The sequence below is a fragment of the Propionibacterium australiense genome, assembly GCF_003666605.1.
In the GTDB taxonomy this organism is placed as follows: Bacteria; Actinomycetota; Actinomycetes; order Propionibacteriales; family Propionibacteriaceae; genus Propionibacterium; species Propionibacterium australiense.
On the sequence record NZ_RCIV01000009.1, the window covers coordinates 40994 to 61176 of the forward strand.

Annotated in this window: 24 protein-coding genes; 5 read left to right on the top strand and 19 right to left on the bottom strand. The window is 69.1% G+C overall.

Annotation, left to right across the window (positions count from 1 at the left end):
* Window positions 1-219: 219 nt before the first annotated feature.
* The gene (locus D9T14_RS08090) at window positions 220-1326 is read left to right on the top strand and encodes a resuscitation-promoting factor (RefSeq protein ID WP_170175666.1); all 1107 of its coding nucleotides are present in this window, start codon (window positions 220-222) and stop codon (window positions 1324-1326) included.
* Window positions 1327-1518: 192 nt separating this feature from the next.
* On the opposite strand, the gene rplQ is transcribed toward D9T14_RS08090, so the two are convergent.
* The 7 genes from rplQ to infA all read right to left on the bottom strand — a co-directional run bounded on the left by rplQ (window position 1519) and on the right by infA (window position 5371).
* Complete coding sequence (gene rplQ, locus D9T14_RS08095) at window positions 1519-2088, bottom strand: 50S ribosomal protein L17 (protein WP_119161701.1); 570 nt, start codon at window positions 2086-2088, stop codon at window positions 1519-1521.
* Between the two features lie 42 nt (window positions 2089-2130).
* Complete coding sequence (locus D9T14_RS08100) at window positions 2131-3153, bottom strand: DNA-directed RNA polymerase subunit alpha (RefSeq protein ID WP_119161702.1); 1023 nt, start codon at window positions 3151-3153, stop codon at window positions 2131-2133.
* Window positions 3154-3301: 148 nt separating this feature from the next.
* Window positions 3302-3907: a 30S ribosomal protein S4 gene (rpsD, locus tag D9T14_RS08105; RefSeq protein ID WP_119161703.1), complete on the bottom strand. Its 606-nt coding sequence runs from the start codon at window positions 3905-3907 to the stop codon at window positions 3302-3304.
* A 31-nt stretch (window positions 3908-3938) separates the two neighbouring features.
* Window positions 3939-4346: a 30S ribosomal protein S11 gene (gene rpsK, locus D9T14_RS08110; protein WP_119161704.1), complete on the bottom strand. Its 408-nt coding sequence runs from the start codon at window positions 4344-4346 to the stop codon at window positions 3939-3941.
* Between the two features lie 50 nt (window positions 4347-4396).
* Window positions 4397-4771, bottom strand: a complete 375-nt coding sequence (gene rpsM / locus D9T14_RS08115) for a 30S ribosomal protein S13 (protein WP_119161705.1) — start codon at window positions 4769-4771, stop codon at window positions 4397-4399.
* Window positions 4772-4975: 204 nt separating this feature from the next.
* A complete protein-coding gene (gene rpmJ / locus D9T14_RS08120; protein ID WP_016667967.1) occupies window positions 4976-5089 on the bottom strand; it encodes a 50S ribosomal protein L36 in 114 nt (37 codons plus the stop codon).
* A gap of 60 nt (window positions 5090-5149) precedes the next feature.
* On the bottom strand, window positions 5150-5371 hold the full coding sequence (infA, locus tag D9T14_RS08125; RefSeq protein WP_013160521.1) for a translation initiation factor IF-1: 222 nt from the start codon (window positions 5369-5371) through the stop codon (window positions 5150-5152).
* Window positions 5372-5668: 297 nt separating this feature from the next.
* Here infA and D9T14_RS08130 point away from each other — a divergent pair, with 297 nt between their 5' ends.
* Window positions 5669-5956 (top strand): YciI family protein, encoded by a 288-nt coding sequence (locus tag D9T14_RS08130; protein ID WP_119161753.1) that lies wholly within the window; start codon window positions 5669-5671, stop codon window positions 5954-5956.
* A 49-nt stretch (window positions 5957-6005) separates the two neighbouring features.
* Here the strand turns inward: D9T14_RS08130 and D9T14_RS08135 are convergent, their stop codons facing one another.
* From D9T14_RS08135 to D9T14_RS08185, 11 genes are all read right to left on the bottom strand, one after another.
* A complete protein-coding gene (locus tag D9T14_RS08135) occupies window positions 6006-6995 on the bottom strand; it encodes a cation diffusion facilitator family transporter (RefSeq protein WP_119161706.1) in 990 nt (329 codons plus the stop codon).
* A 158-nt stretch (window positions 6996-7153) separates the two neighbouring features.
* Window positions 7154-7519 (bottom strand): DUF1707 domain-containing protein, encoded by a 366-nt coding sequence (locus D9T14_RS08140; protein WP_119161707.1) that lies wholly within the window; start codon window positions 7517-7519, stop codon window positions 7154-7156.
* Between the two features lie 60 nt (window positions 7520-7579).
* Window positions 7580-8413: a type I methionyl aminopeptidase gene (gene map, locus D9T14_RS08145; protein ID WP_119161708.1), complete on the bottom strand. Its 834-nt coding sequence runs from the start codon at window positions 8411-8413 to the stop codon at window positions 7580-7582.
* A gap of 7 nt (window positions 8414-8420) precedes the next feature.
* On the bottom strand, window positions 8421-8993 hold the full coding sequence (locus tag D9T14_RS08150) for an adenylate kinase (protein WP_119161709.1): 573 nt from the start codon (window positions 8991-8993) through the stop codon (window positions 8421-8423).
* A complete protein-coding gene (gene secY, locus D9T14_RS08155; protein WP_119161710.1) occupies window positions 8990-10303 on the bottom strand; it encodes a preprotein translocase subunit SecY in 1314 nt (437 codons plus the stop codon). The genes D9T14_RS08150 and secY overlap by 4 nt, the downstream gene beginning before the upstream one ends.
* 184 nt (window positions 10304-10487) lie before the next feature.
* Entirely contained in the window at window positions 10488-11138 is a 651-nt protein-coding gene (locus tag D9T14_RS08160; protein WP_119161711.1) for an MBL fold metallo-hydrolase, read from the bottom strand.
* 87 nt (window positions 11139-11225) lie between these two features.
* Complete coding sequence (locus D9T14_RS08165; protein ID WP_119161754.1) at window positions 11226-12611, bottom strand: class II 3-deoxy-7-phosphoheptulonate synthase; 1386 nt, start codon at window positions 12609-12611, stop codon at window positions 11226-11228.
* Window positions 12612-12648: 37 nt separating this feature from the next.
* Window positions 12649-13716, bottom strand: a complete 1068-nt coding sequence (locus D9T14_RS08170; RefSeq protein WP_126464188.1) for a lysophospholipid acyltransferase family protein — start codon at window positions 13714-13716, stop codon at window positions 12649-12651.
* Complete coding sequence (locus tag D9T14_RS08175) at window positions 13709-14500, bottom strand: lysophospholipid acyltransferase family protein (RefSeq protein WP_121588286.1); 792 nt, start codon at window positions 14498-14500, stop codon at window positions 13709-13711. The genes D9T14_RS08170 and D9T14_RS08175 overlap by 8 nt, the downstream gene beginning before the upstream one ends.
* An 87-nt stretch (window positions 14501-14587) precedes the next feature.
* Entirely contained in the window at window positions 14588-15688 is a 1101-nt protein-coding gene (locus tag D9T14_RS08180; protein ID WP_121588287.1) for a hypothetical protein, read from the bottom strand.
* A gap of 89 nt (window positions 15689-15777) precedes the next feature.
* Window positions 15778-16287: a peptidylprolyl isomerase gene (locus tag D9T14_RS08185; RefSeq protein ID WP_374955786.1), complete on the bottom strand. Its 510-nt coding sequence runs from the start codon at window positions 16285-16287 to the stop codon at window positions 15778-15780.
* A gap of 412 nt (window positions 16288-16699) precedes the next feature.
* On the opposite strand from D9T14_RS08185, the gene D9T14_RS14575 reads away from it, so the two are divergent.
* The 3 genes from D9T14_RS14575 (at window position 16700) to D9T14_RS08200 (ending at window position 19283) form a co-directional block, all read left to right on the top strand.
* The gene (locus D9T14_RS14575) at window positions 16700-17233 is read left to right on the top strand and encodes a sunset domain-containing protein (protein ID WP_510403365.1); all 534 of its coding nucleotides are present in this window, start codon (window positions 16700-16702) and stop codon (window positions 17231-17233) included.
* A gap of 44 nt (window positions 17234-17277) precedes the next feature.
* The gene (locus D9T14_RS08195; RefSeq protein ID WP_232012480.1) at window positions 17278-18453 is read left to right on the top strand and encodes a GNAT family N-acetyltransferase; all 1176 of its coding nucleotides are present in this window, start codon (window positions 17278-17280) and stop codon (window positions 18451-18453) included.
* Between the two features lie 122 nt (window positions 18454-18575).
* The gene (locus tag D9T14_RS08200) at window positions 18576-19283 is read left to right on the top strand and encodes a hypothetical protein (RefSeq protein WP_119161718.1); all 708 of its coding nucleotides are present in this window, start codon (window positions 18576-18578) and stop codon (window positions 19281-19283) included.
* Between the two features lie 31 nt (window positions 19284-19314).
* Here D9T14_RS08200 and D9T14_RS13335 read toward each other — a convergent pair whose 3' ends face one another.
* Window positions 19315-20148, bottom strand: a complete 834-nt coding sequence (locus tag D9T14_RS13335; protein ID WP_126464187.1) for a DUF4282 domain-containing protein — start codon at window positions 20146-20148, stop codon at window positions 19315-19317.
* Between the last annotated feature and the right edge of the window lie 35 nt (window positions 20149-20183).

Below are 20183 nucleotides of genomic sequence, written 5' to 3' on the forward strand. Positions count from 1 at the left end.
GTCTCCCCGCACCGTGCGGGGAGACCCTCCCCCGTATTTGGTCAGGGGTTTTATCAGCAAGCCGGTTATCAGACCGGGTGACCGGCGAGTTCAGGGCTCAATGGGGGTCTTTTTCCATTTTTCTCAGCCTTGTCTTAGACTGATGCTCATCCATCGGTGCGACTTCCCCACGCCCCATGTGACGAGAGAACGTTCTTCCAACTCCAGGAGTCTGAACGCGTGAAGAAGACATGGACCGCCCCGGTCGCCACCTGCGTCGGCGCAGCGACCCTGTTCACGAGCGGCTTCAGCATCGCGCTGGCCAACAACGAGGTCGAACTGATCGTCGACGGCGAGAGCACTGAGACCCATCAGCTCGGCGGCACGGTCGCCGACCTGCTCAACGCCCACGACATCACCCTCGACGAGGCCCACGACGTCGTCAGCCATCCGCTCGACGCGAAGATCACCAACGGTCAGCAGGTCTCGGTCAACTACGGCCGCCCCGTCAACGCCACCATCGACGGCACCAGGAATTCGCTGTGGACCACCTCCACCAGCCTCGATGACGTGCTCGACTCGCTCGGCGTCGCCGAGGACGCCCGCATCTCGATCGACCGGGACACCCGGATCGAGCGTGAGGGCATCACGGTCACCGCGGTGACCCCGAAGAACGTCACGATCGTGGCCGATGGCAATGAGCGCAAGCTGGTCTCCACCGACGAGACCGTCGCCGATCTGCTCGCCACAAATGGGATCAGCCTCGGCGAGAAGGACCGGGTGAACGCCGATCTGGCGACCCCGGTGACCAAGGACATGCGCGTCCAAGTGCAGCGCGTCACCGTTGAGAAGGTCACCGAGACCGAGAAGGTCCCCTACGAGACCGAGGAGACCGAGGACGACACGCTCGATGCCGGCACCGAGAAGGTGACGCAGGAGGGCCGGGACGGCTCCAAGGACGTCGAGTACGAGGTCGTCATCGTCGACGGGGTCGAGGAGAGCCGCACGAGCAAATCCGAGAAGGTCACCTCCGAGCCCGTGACGAAGAAGGTCAGAGTCGGCACCAAGTCCGCCGGCAACACCGGCTCCACCGACGGCCTCGACCTGTCGAGAGCCGACATGTGGGACCGGATCGCCGCCTGCGAGTCCTCCGGCAACTGGTCGATCAACACCGGCAACGGCTACTACGGCGGTCTGCAGTTCGACAGCCAGACCTGGCTTGGGGCCGGCGGCGGCGACTACGCGCCCCGCGCCGACCTGGCCACCCGCGAGCAGCAGATCACCGTCGCCAACCGGCTCTACGCTCAGCGTGGCCTGTCCCCCTGGGGCTGCGCAGGCGCGGCCTGACCGACACCACCAGCAGAGCAGACGAGGCCCCACCCGGTTCCTCCCCCTCGGGGATCGGGTGGGGCCTCGCCCTGTTCACGTCGTCGCCAGGCCTGTTCCCGCCAACGCCGACCACGAGGCGGGGAACGCGTGATGCCCGGCCCCTGAGGGGGCCGGGCATCACGGCTGGACGGCGCGTCGCGGGTCAGCGGCTCACTTCTCCTCGTCCGCCTCGGTCTCGGCTTCGGCGGCCTCGTCCTGATGCTCCTCCTCGGCAGCCTCGACCTCCTCGGCGTCAATGCCGGCTTCCTCAACCTGGTCCTCGGCAGCGGCCTCGGCCTGGTCGGCAGCGGCATCCTCGATCGCCTCGACCGTCTCGGCAGCGGTCTGGGGGGCCTTGGCAGCGGCCTTCTTCTTCGGGCTGACCGGCTCGGTGATGATCTCGATGACGGCCATCGGGGCGTTGTCCCCCCGACGGTTGCCGATCTTCGTGATCCGGGTGCAACCACCATCGCGGCCTTCGAGGGCCGGGGCGATGTCGTCGAAGAGGTGACGCAGCACCTCCTTGTCGCGGATGGTCCTGGCGACGAGACGGCGGTTGTGCAGGTCACCGCGCTTGGCCTTGGTGATGAGGGTCTCGGCCAGGGGCTGCACGCGGCGGGCGCGGGTCACCGTGGTGGTGATCCGGCCGTGCTCGAACAGCTGGCTGGCGAGGTTGGCCAGGATGATCCGCTGGTGGGATGCGCTGCCGCCGAGGCGGGGACCCTTCGTGGGCTTGGGCATGTTCAAATCTCCAAATCATGTGGCGCGCACGGGGCGCACAGATCAGTACTGTTCCGTCTCGGCGTAGTCGGCGCCGTCTTCTTCTTCGTCCTCGTAGCGGTCCGCGGCCGCCAGCGGGTCGAAACCGGGGGCGCTGTCCTTGAGGGACAGTCCCAGCTCGGCCAGCTTCTCCTTCACCTCGTCGATCGACTTCGAACCGAAGTTGCGGATGTCGAGCAGGTCCTGCTCGGAGCGGCTGACGAGTTCGCCCACCGTGTGGATGCCCTCGCGTTTGAGGCAGTTGTACGAGCGCACCGACAGGTGCAGGTCGTCGACGGGCAGGGCGAGGTCGGCGGCCAGCTGCTCGTCGACCGGGCTCGGGCCCATCTCGACACCCTCGGCCTCGACGTTGAGTTCGCGGAACAGGCCGAAGAGCTCGACGAGGGTCTTGCCCGCGGAGGCCACGGCATCGCGCGGAAGGATGCTGGGCTTGGTCTCGACGTCGACGATGAGCCGGTCGAAGTCGGTCCGCGTCTCGACGCGCGTGGCCTCGACCTTGTAGCTCACCTTCAGCACGGGCGAGTAGAGGGAGTCGACGGGGATCCGCCCGATCTCGGCGTCCGGATCGTTGTTCAGGGCACTGGACACGTAGCCGCGCCCCCGCTCCACGACGAGTTCCACCTCGAGGGAGCCGTTGTCCGCCAGGGTGGCGATGTGCAGCTCGGGGTTGTGCACCTCCACACCGGCCGGAACCGCGATGTCGGCGGCGGTGACCTCACCGGATCCCGACTTGCGCAGATACATGGCGACGGGCTCGTCCTCCTCGCTCGAGAGCACCAGACCCTTGAGGTTGAGGATGATCTCGGTGACGTCCTCGACGACCCCGGGCAGGGTGGAGAACTCGTGCTGGCAGCCCTCGATCTTGATCGACGTGATCGAGGCGCCGGGGATCGAGCTGAGCAGCGTGCGGCGCAGCGAGTTGCCGAGCGTGTACCCGAAGCCGGGCTCGAGGGGCTCGATGACGAACCGTGAGCGGAAGTCGCTGACGACCTCTTCCGACAGGGTCGGGCGCTGTGCGATGAGCATTCTTTTCCCTTTCCGCCTCGACCGCTATATGACGAGGCGATGAGCTGGCCACGAGGACTCCCCTCGCGGCCTTGGTGAGGACGCGGGGCCGGCCCGCGACCTGCGAGAAGACGGCTCCCTGCGCCGACGGCCGGCGCAGGGGCGCCGATCACTTCGAGTAGAGCTCGACGATTGCCTGCTCGTTGACGTCCACGACGATCTGATCGCGCGTGGGCAGCTGATGCACGAGGATGCGCATCCTGTTGGGCTTGACCGTGAGCCAGGCGGGCACGTCGCGCTCGCCGAATGTCTCACGGGCCACGATGAAGGGAACCATCTGCTGGCTCTTGGGTCGCACGTCGATGATGTCGAGGGCGCTCACCCGGAAGCTGGGGATGTTCACCTTCCTGCCGTTGACGAGGAAGTGGCCGTGGCTCACCATCTGGCGGGCCTGACGGCGGGTCTGGGCGAAGCCGGCGCGGTACACGACGTTGTCGAGACGGGACTCGAGGATCTGCAGCAGCAGATCACCGGTCTTGCCCTGGCGGCGCGAGGCCTCCTCGTAGTAGTGACGGAACTGCTTCTCGAGCACGCCGTAGGCGAAACGCGCCTTCTGCTTCTCGCGCAGCTGGAGGGAGTACTCCGAGTCCTTCGTACGGCCGCGGCCGTGGACGCCGGGGGCGTACGGGCGGCGTTCGAACGCCTTGTCGTTGCCGACCAGGTCCACCCCGAGGCGACGGGACTTCTTGGTCATGGGGCCGGTGTAACGGGCCATTGTTGTTCAGTCCTTTTCTGCTTGGTCGGGTTCAGACGCGGCGGCGCTTCGGGGGGCGGCAGCCGTTGTGCGGCACCGGGGTGACGTCGGAGATCGTGCCGACCTCCAGGCCGATGGCGCCGAGCGAACGGATGGCGGTCTCACGGCCGGAGCCGGGACCCTTGACGAAGACGTCGACGCGCTTCATGCCATGGTCCATGGCACGACGACCAACAGCCTCGGCTGCCATCTGCGCGGCGAACGGGGTCGACTTGCGGGAGCCCTTGAAGCCGACGGTGCCGGCGGAGGCCCATGCGATCACGGCGCCATTGGTGTCGGTGATGGCGATGATCGTGTTGTTGAACGTGCTCTTGATGTGGGCCTGGCCGGCGACCACATTCTTCTTCTCCTTGCGCCGCACCTTGGTCTTCGCGGCGCCCTTGCGGGCTGCAGTAGCCATAAAGTTCTCAGTCTCCTGGGATCAATCCTTGTTCCGCGTCACCCTGGGGCTCAGCGGGCCTTCTTCTTGCCGGCGACGGCCTTCTTGCGGCCCTTGCGGGTGCGGGCGTTGGTGCGGGTGCGCTGACCGCGGACGGGCAGCCCTGCGCGGTGCCGGCGGCCCTGGTAGGTGCCGATCTCGACCTTGCGGCGGATGTCGGCGGCCACGGCGCGGCGAAGATCACCTTCGACCTCGTAGTTGGCGTCGATGAAATCGCGGAGGGCGACGAGCTGCTCGTCGGTCAGGTCCCTCACGCGGATGTCCGGGCTGACGCCGGTTGCTTCCAGGATCTTGTCGGCACGGGTCTTCCCGATGCCGTAGATGTATGTGAGTGCGACCTCCAGGCGCTTCTCGCGCGGCAGGTCGACACCTTCGAGGCGTGCCATCAGGCGGTACCTTTCCAGTTCTCGGCCGGTTCCATCCGACCGCGAAGGTTGTGGCGTGAGGCGTTCCCGTGCCCCGGTGATCGAGTCACCGGCGGGCCCTGGCCTTCGTCCAGGGGTTTGACTGGGATGGCCCAGCCCTGCTCTCACGTTGGTTGCCGCTGCGGGGTCCGCAGCGGTTGTTCAGTTGTCGTGAAGACCGGGTTCTCAGCCCTGGCGCTGCTTGTGGCGCGGGTTGGTGCAGATCACCCGGACGACACCGCGGCGACGGATCACCTTGCAGTTGTCGCAGATCTTCTTGACGCTCGGCTGAACCTTCATCGAGCCTCTCCTTGGATTGGCCGCAGGACGCAGTGCCCGGCGGTCATGGGTGTGACGTGATTACTTGTGGCGGTAGACGATGCGTCCGCGCGTCAGGTCATAGGGGGAGAGCTCCACGACGACACGGTCCTGGGGCAGGATGCGGATGTAGTGCTGACGCATCTTCCCGCTGATCGTCGACAGCACCTTGTGCCCGTTGTCCAGCTCAACACGGAACATCGCATTGGGCAGGGCCTCAACGACTGTGCCCTCAAGCTCCAGGGCTCCCTCTTTTTTGGCCATAGACTCTCAATCTCTTGATCGAACGCTTGGACGTGCCCGACGGCCGGAACCACACGGACACCCGCATGCGCGCATGCGGGCATCACCGGACACAATGAACCGACGATCAATGCTATGCCACCGGAGCCCGGCGCCCAAATCCACCGCCGGCCAGTGGCAACCGTCCCCGCCCGGCCCCGGGTCTCGGCCCCGGCGCGCTCGGGGCGGCAGCCGGCCCGGACGGCGGGGGCGGGGCGCGCCGGGCGGTGGAATCTGCTTTGCTTGGACGTGCCAGTCGACGCATCCCGAGGAGCAATGATGTCCTTCTTCACCATCAACTACACCTACGATCCCGCCAAGGACGCCGACGCGGTGCGCCCGGTGCACCGGGCCTATCTGCGTGAACTGTACGCTGCCGGTTCACTCAAGGCCGCCGGTCCGCTGCTGGGCACCGACCCGGTCCGGGCACTGCTCATCGTCGAGGCCGACGACGAGGCCGCGGCCACCGCGCTGAGCGACGCCGACCCGATGGTCACCGAGGGCATCGTCACCGAACGCAGCGTCACCGAGTGGAACCCGGTCACCGGCATCTTCGCCCAGGCCTGATCCCCGCCGGCCGGCAGCGGCGCGGTCCGCTGCCGGCTGATCGGACGGCTCACACGCTCGTCGTATTGTGCTCGTGCTCCTGATGGCTGGCCGGTTCGAGCTGGATGGTGGAGTGGACGATGTCGAAGTGAGTTGCCAGGCACTCGTCCAGTTCGTCGAGGATCTGGTTGGCGTGGGCATCGGTGAAGCACTCGTCCGCGATGATGACGTGGGCGCTCACGGACGTGACACCCGAGGTGACGGTCCAGGCGTGCAGGTCATGGGCGGCCAGCACGTGGTCGACCTCGAGCAGGTGCCGGCGCACCTCCTCCAGATCCAGATCGGACGGGGCCGCCTCCATGAGGACACGCACGGCCTTCGCGGTGACCGGCACGCCGGCCCGCACCATGAGCAGGACGACGACGAGTGAGGCGATCGCATCGGCCCGCATCCAGCCCGTGACGTGGATGACGGCGGCCGCGGCGAAGGTGCCGATGAACCCGAACAGGTCGGTGAGGATGTGCTGGTAGGCGCCCTCGACGTTCAGGCTGGTGCGGTTGGCCGCCGCGACGAGGCGCACGTCGACGACGTTCACGACCATGCCGACCAGTGCGACGACCATGACCGGGACGGCGTCGACCTCGGGCGGGTCGACGAGGCGTTCGATGGCCTCGACGAGGACGATGACGGCCACCACGAGCAGGCTCACGCCGTTGACCATGGCCGAGATGATCTCGGCGCGGCGCCAGCCGAAGGTCATGGCGCCCCTCGGCGGGCGTGCCGCCAGCCTGGCGGCCCACAGGGCGATGGCGATCGAGGCGGCATCGGTGAGCATGTGTCCGGCGTCGGACAGCAGGGCGAGAGAGCCGGTCAGCACCGCGACGACGACCTCGACCAGCATGAAGGCCAGCAGGAGCAGAAGCGCCCCCCACAGCGGGCCACGACGAGTGGTGGCGGTGACGGTCACGCCGTGGTCGTGGTCATGGTGCTCGTGCACCTCGTCCGGACCGCCCGGCCGGCGCCGGGTTCCGTCGGCGCCATGGGCGTGGTCGTGCTGCATCGGTCCTCCTGTTCGATCCACTCGGGATCAACCTTAGGGCTGCCTCAGTTCTCGGATCCAGCATTGCGGCGTCTCATCTGAGGAACGTGCAACATGGCACCAAGAAACCTTGTCAGAAGGGCCAACCAGCTGCGAATGATCCTCACTCCGCGGCCGGCTCAGAGCAGGACCAGCAAGAGCAGCACGACGATCACGATGAGCGCCACCCCGGCGCCGATACCCAACCACAGCGAGGCCCTGACGGCGGGAGTGCCGTCCGGCCTGATCGAGGGGTCGTTGACCTGCCCGGGGGCGAGAGAGACGTCATTGCTGGCTCCTGCGGGCTCGCCGTAGCGGTACTGCGCGGGCAGCCGCTCACCGATCCTGGCGAGCTCTGCCCTGCTGCCGGCGCTGAACAGCTCGTCCTGCAGCTCACGGTAGTCGGCCAGGTCGAGCTGGCCCTGCGTGTAGGCCGTGCCGAGAAGATCGTTGAGACGCGCCCGGTCGCGCTCGAACTGCTCCTGCGGCACCGGCATGTTCGTCATGTCCACAGCCTATGCGACGGCGGCGGGGGCCGTGCGGGCCCGGCCCGGTGCACCGGATGCTCAGTCGAGCGGCGCGAAGCCGACTCCCCTGGCCCCGAGCTCGGCCTCGCCGCCATCGGGCTCGGTGAGCACCCACAGGCCGTCGGGCAGGACCGCGACCGTGTTCTCCCAGTGTGCGGCGCGCGAGGAGTCCCGTGTCACGACGGTCCACTCGTCGTCGAGCTCGGTGACCTCCGCGCCGCCGAGGGTCACCATGGGCTCGACGCACAGGCACATGCCGGCGACGATGCGCGGGCCCTTGCGGGGACGCCCGACATTGGGTACGTCCGGCGGCTGGTGCATGGCCGTGCCGATGCCGTGCCCGGTGTACTCGCGCAGGATGCCGAACGAGCGGCCGTGCGAGGCGACCGAGGACTCGACCCCGTGCGAGACGTCCCCGACGCGGGCTCCGGCTCGGATCCGGGCGATGCCGTCCCACATGGACTGGCGGGTCACCTCGGACAGCATGCGGGACTGCTCGTCGACCGCACCGACTGCGACGGTGCGGGCGGCATCGGCGTGCCAGCCCTCGACGATGGCGCCGAAGTCGATGGAGACGATGTCACCCTCGGCGAGGACGCGCTGCCCGGGGATGCCGTGGACGACGACCTCGTTGACACTGATGCAGGCCACCCCCGGGAAGGGCGGGTAGCCCCAGTCCGCGCCGTAGTTGAGGAAGTTGCTGCGGGCACCGTGCCTGGCAAGCACCTCACGGCCGATCCGGTCCAGTTCCCCGGTCGTGACCCCCGGCCTGGCCGCGGCGGCCATCGCCTCGAGGCCTTCGGCGGTCACCAGCCCGGCCCTGCGCATGAGCCGGATCTGGTCGGGGGTCTTGACCTCGATGCGGGCACGCATGAGCCGGTCAGGCCACGAAGGCGTCGACGGCAGTGATGATGCGCTGACCGACCTCGTCGATGGTGCCGTTGCCGTCGACCCGTACGAGCAGGCCCTGCTGCTCGTAGCTGTCGAGCAGGGGCTGGGTGGACTCGAGGTAGACGTCCATGCGGTGCCGGATGGTCTCCTCGTTGTCGTCCGCACGCCCCTCGATGCCGGCGCGCTTGAGCAGGCGGGCGATGAGATCCTCGGGGTCCACGTCGAGGCAGATCACTGCGTCGAGGCCGGCGGAGTGCTCGGTCAGATAGGCGCCGAGCGCCTCGACCTGGTGCAGGGTGCGGGGGAAGCCGTCGAGCAGCCAGCCGTCGGCCGCGTCGGCCTGGTCGAGCCGGTCGGTGACGATCTGCTCGGTGAGCTCGTCCGGGACGTAGTTGCCGGCGGCCATGATGGCACTGACCTGCTTGCCCAGCTCGGTGCCCTGCTTGACGTTGGCGCGGAAGATGTCGCCGGTGGAGATGGCCGGCACCCCGTAGTGCTCGGCGATGCCGACGGCCTGTGTGCCCTTGCCCGCCCCGGGGGCACCCATGATCAGCAGTCTCATCTGAGGAACCCTTCGTAGTTGTGCTGGTGGAGCTGGGACTCCACCTGTTTCATGGTGTCCAGGCCGACACCGACCATGATGAGCAGGCTCGTGCCGCCGAACGGGAAGTTCTGGTCGGCGTTGATCCAGATGATGGCCAGCGTCGGGATGAGCGAGATGACCGCCAGGTACAGCGACCCGGGGGCCGTCAGCCGGCTCAGGACGTACGACAGGTACTCCTCGGTGGGTTTGCCCGCCCGGACACCGGGAATGAAACCACCATACTTGCGCATGTTGTCGCTGATCTCGACGGGGTCGAAGGTGATCGCCACGTAGAAGTACGCGAAGAAGATGATGAGCAGCAGGTAGACGGCGTTGTAGATGAGGCCGTCACCGGTACCGGCAAGGTTCGTGGCGACCCACTCCGAGACCTTCCCGGTCGGCCGGAAGATCAGGTAGAGCGAGGGCAGGTACAGGATCGAGGAGGCGAAGATGACCGGGATGACGCCCGCCTGGTTGACCTTCAGCGGGATGTAGGTACTGGAGCCGCCCATGAGACGGTTGCCGACCATGCGTTTGGCGTACTGCACGGGGATGCGCCGCTGCGCCTGCTCGACGAAGACCACCCCGGCCATGACGAGCAGGCCGACGGCGACGACGATGATCATGAGCAGCCAGCCCTGGTTCCCGGGGTGGGCGGTGCGGATGGCCCACATCGAACTCGGGAAGCGCGCCGCGATCTGGGTGAAGATGAGGATCGACATGCCGTTGCCGATGCCGCGGTCGGTGATGAGCTCACCGAGCCACATGATGAGCGAGGTGCCGGCGGTCATGGTGAGGATCATGACGACGATCGAGAAGATGCCGGTGTCGTAGACGACCGACTGGCTGCAGGAGCTGTACAGCTGACCGGACACGGCCAGCATCGTGAAGCTGGTGGCCTGCAGGACGGCGAGGACGACCGTGACCCAGCGCGTGTACTTGGTGATCGTCTCCTGCCCGGTCGAGCCCTCCTTCTTGAGGTTCTCCAGGTGCGGGATGACGACGGTCAGCAGCTGCAGGATGATCGATGCCGTGATGTACGGCATGATGCCGAGCGCGAAGACCGACAGGTGCAGCAGCGCACCGCCGCTGAACAGGTTGATCATCGCGTAGGCGCCCGCCGCGTCGCCCGTGGTGGCGTCGGCGGCGCACTGCTGGATCGCGGAGATGTTCACATTGGGGGTGGGGATGGAGGCCCCCAGCCTGAAGATCACGAGGATCATCAGGGTGAACAGGATCTTCTTGCGCAGGTCCGGGGACCGGAACGCGTTGAGGAAAGCCGAAATCACAACTGCACTCTCTGTTGGCTGCTGGTGGACTGCCCACCCAGCGGGGGCACCGGGAGGCCATGGCACAACTCGAACAGCGTACCCCGTTTGGCCGAACCGAGTGAATCCCGGAGGCTCTGACCCTCCCGAGGCCCCCGCCGGACGGTCCCGGCCATGGTCGCCGGCGAGACTGCCGCCGGCCGGCTCACCGGACGGCGGGCACCGTCCAGGGCCATCCGCTGCCGAGCGGCACGAACTCACTGCCGCCCATGGCGGTGACCCGGTCGGCGATGAGCGCGAAGCCGCGGTCGTTGAGCAGGCCGTCGTGGATCGGAATGGCGAAGCGGGCACCGACGGCACGAACGAACTCGACCGTCTCACTGACCTTGCTCCACGGCGCCATCATCGGCACCGCCAGCACGTCGATGCCCTCCGGCGAGGTGTCGATCTCGTCACCGGGGTGGAAGAGCACGGGCTCGTCGGGGGCTGCGATGACCAGGCCGACGTTGCCGATGCGCGGGATCTCGGGGTGGATCACCGCATGATGACCTCCGACCGCCGTGACCTGGACGTCCTTGACGGTGACCTGCTGACCGGCGGTCAGGGCCGTACCCCCTGCTGCCGGGAAATCGGCGAGGACACCGGCCTCGGCGTACACGTCGAGACCGGGATGCCCGGCGACGAACCCCGGGAAACGCGCCGGGTCGACGTGGTCGGGGTGACGGTGCGTGACGAACACGGCGTCCAGCCCGCCGAGGTCGGTCCACCCGTCGGAGTAGTTGCCCGGGTCGATGAGGACACGGGCCTGGCCGGTCTCGACCAGGAGGCAGGAATGACCGAAACGCGTGATCTGCATGATCCCACTATGCCGCCATCGTCACCATGAGGGGGAAACCGCCCGCCGTTCGGCGCGGTGGACGATCCGCGCCGCGGGCGTCGCCGCTCACTCGTACCAGTCCGCGATCGGCTCGGCGGGAGCGTACTTGGCGCGGTAGTCGTTGAGGCGTTCGGCGATCATGAACGCCATCTCGAGGCTCTGGTTGCGGTTCAGACGGGGATCGCAGGTCGTCTCGTAGCGCTCGGCCAGGTCGGCCTCCGACAGCTGGAAGGCGCCGCCGAGGCATTCGGTGACGTCGTCGCCGGTGAGCTCCATGTGGACGCCGCCCGGCCAGGTACCCAGCTGCTCGTGGACGTCGAAGAAGCCGTTGAGTTCCTCGACGACGGCCGCGTACTCGCGGGTCTTGTAGCCCTTGGGCGTCTCGAAGGTGTTGCCGTGCATGGGATCGCACACCCAGGCGACCTCGCGGCCCGATGCCACGACCCCCTCGACGAGCGCCGGCAACCGGTCCCGCACCTTGTCGGCGCCCATCCTGGTGATGAACGTGATGCGGCCGGGCACCCGGCCGGGGTCGAGCCGGTCGGCGATGGTCAGGGCCTCGGCGGCTGTCGCCGTCGGCCCGAGCTTGATGCCCAGCGGGTTGTGCACATGGCTGAGCAGCTCCACCTGGGCGCCATCGGGCTGGCGGGTGCGTTCGCCGATCCACACCATGTGCCCCGAGGTGTCGTAGGGACGGGAGCTGCGCGAGTCGATGCGGGTCATCGCGTACTCGTAGTCGAGCAGCAGGGCCTCGTGGCTGGCGTAGAAGTCGACGGTGCGCATGGTGTCGGCGTCGACGCCGCAGGCCGTCATGAACCCGAGGGCGCGCTGGATCTCGTCGGCGATCCGTTCGTAGTTGTCCTCGACGTGCGAGTCCTTGACGAAGCTGGCGTTCCAGGCGTGCAGCTGACGCAGGTCGGCGAAGCCGCCCTTGACGAAGGCGCGCACCAGGTTGAGCGTGGCGGCCGAGGCGTTGTACATGTTGAGCAGGCGCTGCGGGTCGTGGCGGCGGGACTCGGCGTTGAAGGCGAAACCGTTCACGGCGTCACCGCGGTAGGCGGGCAGGGTGAGCTCGCCGCGGGTCTCGGTGTCCTTGCTGCGCGGCTTGGCGTACTGTCCCGCGAGACGACCGATCTTCACGACCGGTACCTGCGCTGCGTAGGTGAGGACGACACTCATCGCCAGCAGGACACGCAGCTTGGCCTTGATCGGATTGGCCTGAACACCGTCGAAGGTCTCGGCGCAGTCACCGCCCTGCAGGATGAAGGCCTTGCCGGCGGCCGCCTGGGCGATCCGTTCGCGCAGCTCGTCGCACTCGCCGGCGAACACGAGCGGGGGCAGGCTGCTCAGCTCGGTGACCACCCGTGCGATCTCAGCCGTGTCGTCGTAGTGCGGCTGCTGCACCTGGGGCAGGGCATGCAGGTCATTCAGCGAGGGAATCAGCTCGGACACCTTCACAAGGATAGGGCACCTCGCTGCGAATCACGGCTCAGTGGCCGGCGCGGGTCCTGGTCCGGGCCGCCGCGCGAGCCAGGTCCAGTTCGTCGCGCTCACGGAACATCTCGCGGCGCTCGGCCTCGGCGCGGCGCTGCTGCGAGACGGTCGGGTACTCGCTGGCCCGTACCCATGCGCGGTGCCGGCGGGCAGCGGCTGCGAGCTCCTTGGCCTCAGCTGGCGTGGTGTCGGCGTAGCTACGACCGGCCAGTGCCACGATCGCGCTCATGATCTCGTCGGTGACGCCGCGCAGCAGGACCCCGTCGAGGGCGTAGCTGAGTGCGGGGATCTCCCAGAACCGGGAGAAGTCCAGGGGCTCACCGACGACCACCGTCGGCCCGAGGGCCCGGTCGGTGACGGGCCGGAGCAGACGGTGGCCGGCCCTGGCCGGGATGATGCCGACCGGGACGACCGGAACCTTGGCGGTCAGGGCGAGCCAGGCCACGTCGGTGCCGCCCCGGTGGATGTCGCCGTCCGGGCTGGGAGTGCCCTCGGGGAAGATGACGACCAGGCCGCCGTCGGCGAGCACCGTGACGGCGTCGTCACCCTGCTGCGGGTCATCGACGAGGACCCGCCTGCGAAGCAGACGACTGGTCGATCCGGCGGCCAGGTGCAGCGGGCGGTCGAGCGCGGCACGGAGACGGCTGAAGTCACCGGCCCAGATGTGGTTGGCGGCGAGGATCGCACCGCCGTCTGGCAGCCTCTCCGCGCCCTCGACGTGCACCGACAGGGCCTGCTGGGTGCTCCTGGCCGCACGACGGGTCCAGTTCCACGCGGCACGAGCCCGGCCCGGTCTCGCCAGCTGCTCCACCCGGGTCATCTCGTCCGGGGTGGGCGGGGATCCGGGAGCGTCCGGGGACTGCGGGGAGGCTGCGGCGCTGGCCCTGGCCGGTCCTGGGGCATCGGGGCTGACCGGCCCGGCCCCGGCATCGGGAGCGGCCCCGGAGCCGTCGGCCGCACTGCCCTCCATCGCCCCGGCGGGGGTCTCCCGGGCACGCGCCGGCCTCCGCCCGGCGGTCTCGTCCGGCAACCGCGGATCGTCGTAGGCGCTCTCGTCACTCATCGTTCTCGCCAGGCCCGGTGGCCGCCCGGGCGGCCAGTTCGGCATCGGTGGGGGGAACCTCGAGGCCGTCATTGGCCCTGATCCGTGTGTAGCCGCTCAGGTCCTTGTCCTTGAGGTTGCCGTACTTCACGCGGTTCGCGTAGACGTTCACGTACTCCTGGCCGGTCAGGTCCTGGATGTGGGCCATGATGTCATCGGTCACCCAGCGCAGTACCCGCACCGAGTCGGCCTGCCCCCGCCAGGGCGTGTAGTCGAGCGGTTCGCCGATGATGATACGGGCGTCCTTCATGGTGGGCAGGCCGAGGGGGCCCTTGCGCAGATGGGTGTTGACCATGCCGACCGGAACGACCGGCACCCCGTTCTCCAGGGCGAGACGGGCGGCACCGGTGTGCCCCCGGTAGAGCCTGTCGTCCGGGGTGCGCGTGCCCTCGGGGAAGATGCCGATGAGATTGCCGGCAGCCAGTTCGGCCTCGACCGGCCCCAGCGCGTCGACGCTGGCGCGGCCACCTGAACGGTCGAGCGGCACCATGCCGACAGCACGCAGGAACCAGGCGACGATCCGCATCCTGAGCCCCTTGCCCTCGAAGAGTTCCTTCTTGGCCGGCCAGATGAGGCGGCGCCTCATGATGGCCGGGAGGGTGAAGGTGTCACCGGCGTCGAGATGATTGCTCGCGAGCACTGCGCCGCCCTCGGCCGGGATGTTCTGCTCGTCCACCAGCTCGGGATGCATGAGCAGTCTCACGCCCGGACGGAACAACACGTACTTGAAGAAGCGGTACCACACGTCTCTCACTCTATCGGGACGCACCGCCGCGGCCCGGGAGGCCGGCACGGCCTCGGCGGGGCGCGCCACGCACCCCCTGATCCCTGCTCAGGGAACGTTCGCCGCACACCAGCGGGCCAGTACGCCGGTGACCTCGCCCACCTGGTCTCCCGGTGTCGTCCACAGCTGCTCGACCAGATCGCCTGCCGTATCCGCACCGAGCTCGTCGACGAGTTCACTGACGGCGGCCCAGCTGAGCGCGTAGGCGCGCCGCAGGGCGTCGGCGTCGTCGGTGGCGGCGAACTCGTCGTCCGTGGGCAGGGCCGGGGCGCCGCCGGAGTCCTGGCAGCCCTGGACGGCTCTCGCCGCGCTGGACGCGCGTTCGGTGGCGTCCTGGGGCAGCGCGAGCCACTCGGCCAGGCCCTCGCTGACCCACGCATTGCCGGCGACCGGTGCGCCGAGCCGGGTCAGGCGCCAGTGCACCGCCTCGTGGGTGAGCAGCATGGTCTGCTGGGCAGGGCTCCACTGCCCCGCCCGGGCCGGGTTGACGACGACGCGGACCGCCTCGCCCGCCCGGCGGGTGAGGGCGCCCAGCCCCTGCGTCTGGGTGCTCGGGGTGCCGGTGACCAGCGCGTACGCACTGCCCGTGGCGGGCACCTCGATGGGCAGCGGCGCCTCGGAGCCGGTATCCAGCAGGGCCATTCCGGAGTCGCCGATGGCTCGCGCCGCCGCGCCGGCCGCGGCGGACGGATCACTCGCGCCCCGTCCGACGATGAGAACCGCGCCATCGGCGGTGATGACGTCGACCGGTTCGACGAGCCATTCGGGCGCCGGCCGGGAGGCCACGGGCTCGATCCGGGTGATCCGGCAGAGTCCGCCGACACACCCGATGGCCATGTCCACCGCATGGCTGGCGGCGGCCTGCTCGCCCGGGAGCGACCAGTCCACCTGCCAGCCGTCGCCTGTCTCGGTGACACCGACGTCGCCCAGCTGGGTGAGGTTGGACCACCACATGTCGCGGGTGGACTGCGGAATCGAACCATCGAGTACCGCGTCGAACCGCTCCCGGTCCGTTTCGGCCATCGATGCGTTGAGCATCTCGAGCGCCTCGGCGGCGCTGGACGGGCCGGAGGCGCAGGCGGCCAGGGGCACGACGAGCGCCAAGGCCGCCGCCGAGGCCAGGAGACGCCGGGTGGTCCGCATGCTCACCGCGTCGTCCGGTCGTACCGTCCGGTGCGCAGCACGGACAACGCGCGGGACCCGCCCGCAGGTTGGTCCCGCGTCATCGTCACCGGCACTCAGATGATCTCGACGCTGTCGACGACGACGTCCTCGACAGGACGGTCCATCGGGCCGGTCTGCACGCCGGCGATCGCGTCGACGACCTTCTGGGACGCCTCGTCGGACACCTCGCCGAAGATCGTGTGCCGCATGTTCAGGTGCGGGGTGGGTGCGACCGTGATGAAGAACTGCGAGCCATTGGTGCCGGGGCCGGCGTTCGCCATGGCCAGCAGGTACGGCTTCGAGAAGGTCAGGTCGGGGTAGAACTCGTCGGCGAAGCGGTAGCCCGGGCCGCCCCGGCCGGTTCCCGTGGGATCACCGCCCTGAATCATGAAGCCGGCGATGACCCGGTGGAAGATCGTGCCGTCGTAGAACGGGGCGGTGCTCTTCTGGCCCGTGTTCATGTCGAGGTACTCACGCGTCCCCTTGGCCAGCTCGACGAAGTTCGCCACCGTCTTCGGGGCGTAGTCGTCGAACAGGTCGAGCGTGATGTCGCCGTGGTTGGTGTGCAGGACGGCCTGCGTCACGTGCATCCCCTTTCAGCCGTCGATACAAGGACGTCCCCATCCTCCCAGGTCATTCAATGCCGTTCCGGACCCGTCGAGGCCGATCCGGGTTCGGATCGAGGTCGTGCCTGACCCTGAACCGGACCCGGCACGACCCGGCCGAACAGGTGGCGACGGTAGGCTGGCGTCAGCTCGACCACGAGCAGGCTCGATCACGAGCAACCACCGATCATCGGAGAATCTCATGTCGAAGAAGGCTTTCAAGAAGTCCATGGCCGTCGCCGGCGAGAACGCCCGTGAGACCATCAGTGCAGCAGCCGAGAAGGTCGGGCCGCTGTACGGCCAGACCCGCGAGACCGTCAGGGACGGCCTGGAGACGCTCAACGAGAATCTGTCCGAGGTGCTCGAAAGGGCCAGTGACAACAAGTACGTCATGGAGGCGACCCGCCGCGGCGGGGAGGTTCTCGACACGGTACGGGAGAAGGCCGACGACCTGCCCGATCCCTTCAAGAAGCACCTGGCGGAGCCGGCCAAGCCGGCCAGGAAACGCCACCGCCTGCTGACCTGTCTCGGCATCGCCGCCGTGGTCGGCGCCGTCTTCCTCGCCGTCCGCCAGATCCTCCTGCCCAAGGACGACGGCTGGACACCGCACGAGCCCAGCGGGGCCTTCGGCGACGACGACGTGACCACCGATTTCAGTGAGGCCGTCGCCGCCGAACCCGAGACGGCCGTCGAGGAGGCCGCCGAGGCCCCGGCCGAGCCCATCCTGTCGGACACCGAGAAGGACTACGGCGAGGACGCCTACGTCGGCTCCAATCCGCCCGAGGGCTACACCATCAAGGGCAACGAGCGCTCGATGAAATACCACACCCCCGACGGGGCCGGCTACAGCCGCACCAACGCCGATGTGTGGTTCGTCTCGAGCGAGGCCGCCGAGGCCGCAGGCTTCACCAAGGCGCTCCGTTGACGTCCTGACCATTCACCACGCCGATTGTCCGAGGGGTCCCGTCCGTGGGGACGGAACCCCTCGTGCATGGGCGGGCCGCGACCACGGCAGTAGGCTCGTCCGTCATGGAGCCCTTCCGCATCACCGCAGACGGTCTGGTCCTGTCCGCCCCGGGACCGGATGACACCGACGCCTTCGCCCGCATCTGCGCCGAGCCGAGCATCTGGGACTGGACGACGATCCCCGCCGGGTTCACTCGTGCCGATGCGCGGCGCCTGGTGACCGATTCGGCGCGGATGGGCTGGGAGACCGGCGCCCACCCGATGTGGGCCCTGCGGACCGCCCCCGATGGTGAACCGGTCGGCATGCTGAGCCTGCAGGCCCGTCCACTGGGCACCTGGGAGATCGGTTACTGGACGAGCGAGGCCGCCCGCGGGCAGGGCCTGACCTCCCGCGCGGTCCGGGCTCTCGTCGACGCGGCCTTCGAGCCCGGCGGTGAGATCCGCGCCGAGCGTCTGCTGTGGCGCGCCGAGATCCACGACGGGGTCCCGAACTGGGCCAGCTGGCGGATCGCCTGGAAGACGGGTTTCCGCAAGCAGGGCCGGCTGCGTCGTGCCGCCGTCAACGCCGGACGCCGGCACGACATGTGGCTGGCCGATCTGCTGCCGGATGATCCCCGCAGCCCGCAGGCCCCCTGGGATGGCCCGCAGCAGCATCCGGGGCAGGACGCCTGCGACAGCGAGGTGACGCCGACCGATGCGACGAGCACCCGTGAGGGTGACTGTCCCGAGGGTCTGGTGGCGCGGTTCCACCGGGTCTATGGGCTGCCGATCGTCGAGGACGGGCCGAGCCTGGACCGCGAGCACCTGCACATGCGGATGAGCCTCATCGCGGAGGAGTTCGCCGAACTCGTCGGTTCGGTCTACGGCCCCTCGTCCAGGGCAATCGTCGAGGAGGCCTTCACCAGGGCGGTCGAGGCGGACGAGAACGAGCGCGATCTGGTGGAGACCGCCGACGCGCTGGCCGACCTGGTCTACGTCGTCTACGGGATGGCTCTCGAGACCGGCATCGACCTGCCGGCCGTGCTGGCCGAGGTGCAGCGCTCGAACATGTCGAAACTGGGCGCCGACGGCAGGCCCCTCTACCGCGCGGACGGCAAGGTGCTCAAGGGGCCCGGTTTCTTCCGCCCCGACGTGTCCGGCGTGCTCGCACGCGGGGGACGCCAGGCACCGCGCCCATAGGCGGCCATGACCTGGTCTCGGCCGCACCCGGCGTGCTCGCGCGGGGGCCGGGGCGAGCGGCTCGTCCACAGATCGCGCCGGGTCCTTCTGCCGGGACCCTGCCGGCCCCTAGGCTCTGGGCCATGGCCACCCCACCCTCGGCCGTGCTGGCCCGGCTCCTCGGCTGGGTGTCGTGTCTCGTGGCGGCACTGCTGCTCACCAGAGTCCATCTGCGCCTGCTCGCGCTCCAGCCCGAGCCCGATCCCTCGGTGCCGGGGGCTGCCGAGAAGGCCCCCTACGCCGAGCTCGCTGCCGGCAGAGGGGTGCGGTTCGTCTGCGTGGCCTGCTCCCTGGCCGGTTCGGCTGCGACGGCGGCGGCCGGGCCGCTGGCCCCCGCCTGGCTGATCTGGGGTTCGGGCGGGGTCGTCCTGGCCGGGGTCGACGCGGCGTCGACGTGGATCCCCCGTGGCCTGACGAGGCTGGTGCTCGGCGAGCTGGCTGCGGCTCTGCTGCTGAGTGCCGCACTGGCCGGTGACCCGCGGCTCATCGCGGGGACGCTCGCCGGGGCGGGGGCCGTCGGAGGCTTCTTCTGGCTCATCTGGCGGGCCGGCACGGGCCTGGGTTTCGCCGACGTGCGCCTGGCCGTCGGGCTGGGTGCCCTGGCCGGCGCGACAGCGGCTGCCGGCGCCAGCGCGACCGCAGCCGTGGCCGCTGTCCTGGCGGCCGCCGTCATCGGCGCGCTGACCGGGATCGTCCACGCCATGGGGCGGGCCCGCCACGAACCCTTCCCCTACGGGCCGGCGCTGTGGCTCGGCGCCTACGCCTGCCTCGTCTGGGCGGCGGCAGGCTGACGGCGAGACCCGGCCTGCCGCGCCGGGGCGGTCACTCCGACCTCAGGCGCGCGAGGATCTCCTCGGCCGCGCGCTGGGTCTTCAAGCTCGCCAGGACGAACTCGCAGAGCACCCGGGTGATGAGGATCATGAGCGCCCCGGGGATCCAGCCGAACAGGACCGGCATCACCACGGCCCAGGCCCCGCTACCGCCACTGCTGCTGCGGCCGTAGCCGCTGCTGCCGATGCTGCCGATGCTGTCGATGAGGCTGGCGATCCAGATGCTGGAGATGATGGCGGAGAGCCACGACAGGGCGGCCAGGACCATCACGATGATGTAGATGATCTTGACGAGCAGGGGGGTCGCCATGCTGGTGAAACCGAAGTCGAACAGGGCGCGCAGGCCGTCCTTCTGCCCGGGGACGGGTTCGGAGGCCTGGGGTGCGGGGGCCTGGGGTGCGGCGGCGTAGGGCATCTGCTGGGCGTAGGGAGTGGCCTGCGGGGCCTGGCCCGGCTGCTGGTTCTGGTTCTGTCCCCAGGGCTGCTGCACGGGCTGGCCCTGCGGGACGGCCCACTGCTGGGCCGGCTGGGACTGCTGGACTGGCTGACCCTGGGGGGCGCCCCACGAGGCGCTGGCCGCGGAGGAGGGCGTCTGGGCCTGGGTGCCACGCCAGCCAGGAGTCGGTTCCGGGGCCGAGGCGCTGGAGGAGGCCGAGGACGCGGAGGTGGTGCTTCGCCAGGTGGGGGCCGAGCTCTGGGGCGACGCGGGCGGGATGCTCTGGGATCCGGACTCCCCTGCGGAGGGGACCCCGGATCCGGGGTTGAAGATGCGCGTCGAGTCGTCGGGTTCGCTGGGTGAGGGCGTGTTGGTCGGGTTATCAGTCATGAATCCATCATGGCCCATGACGGCATCGCTGTGGT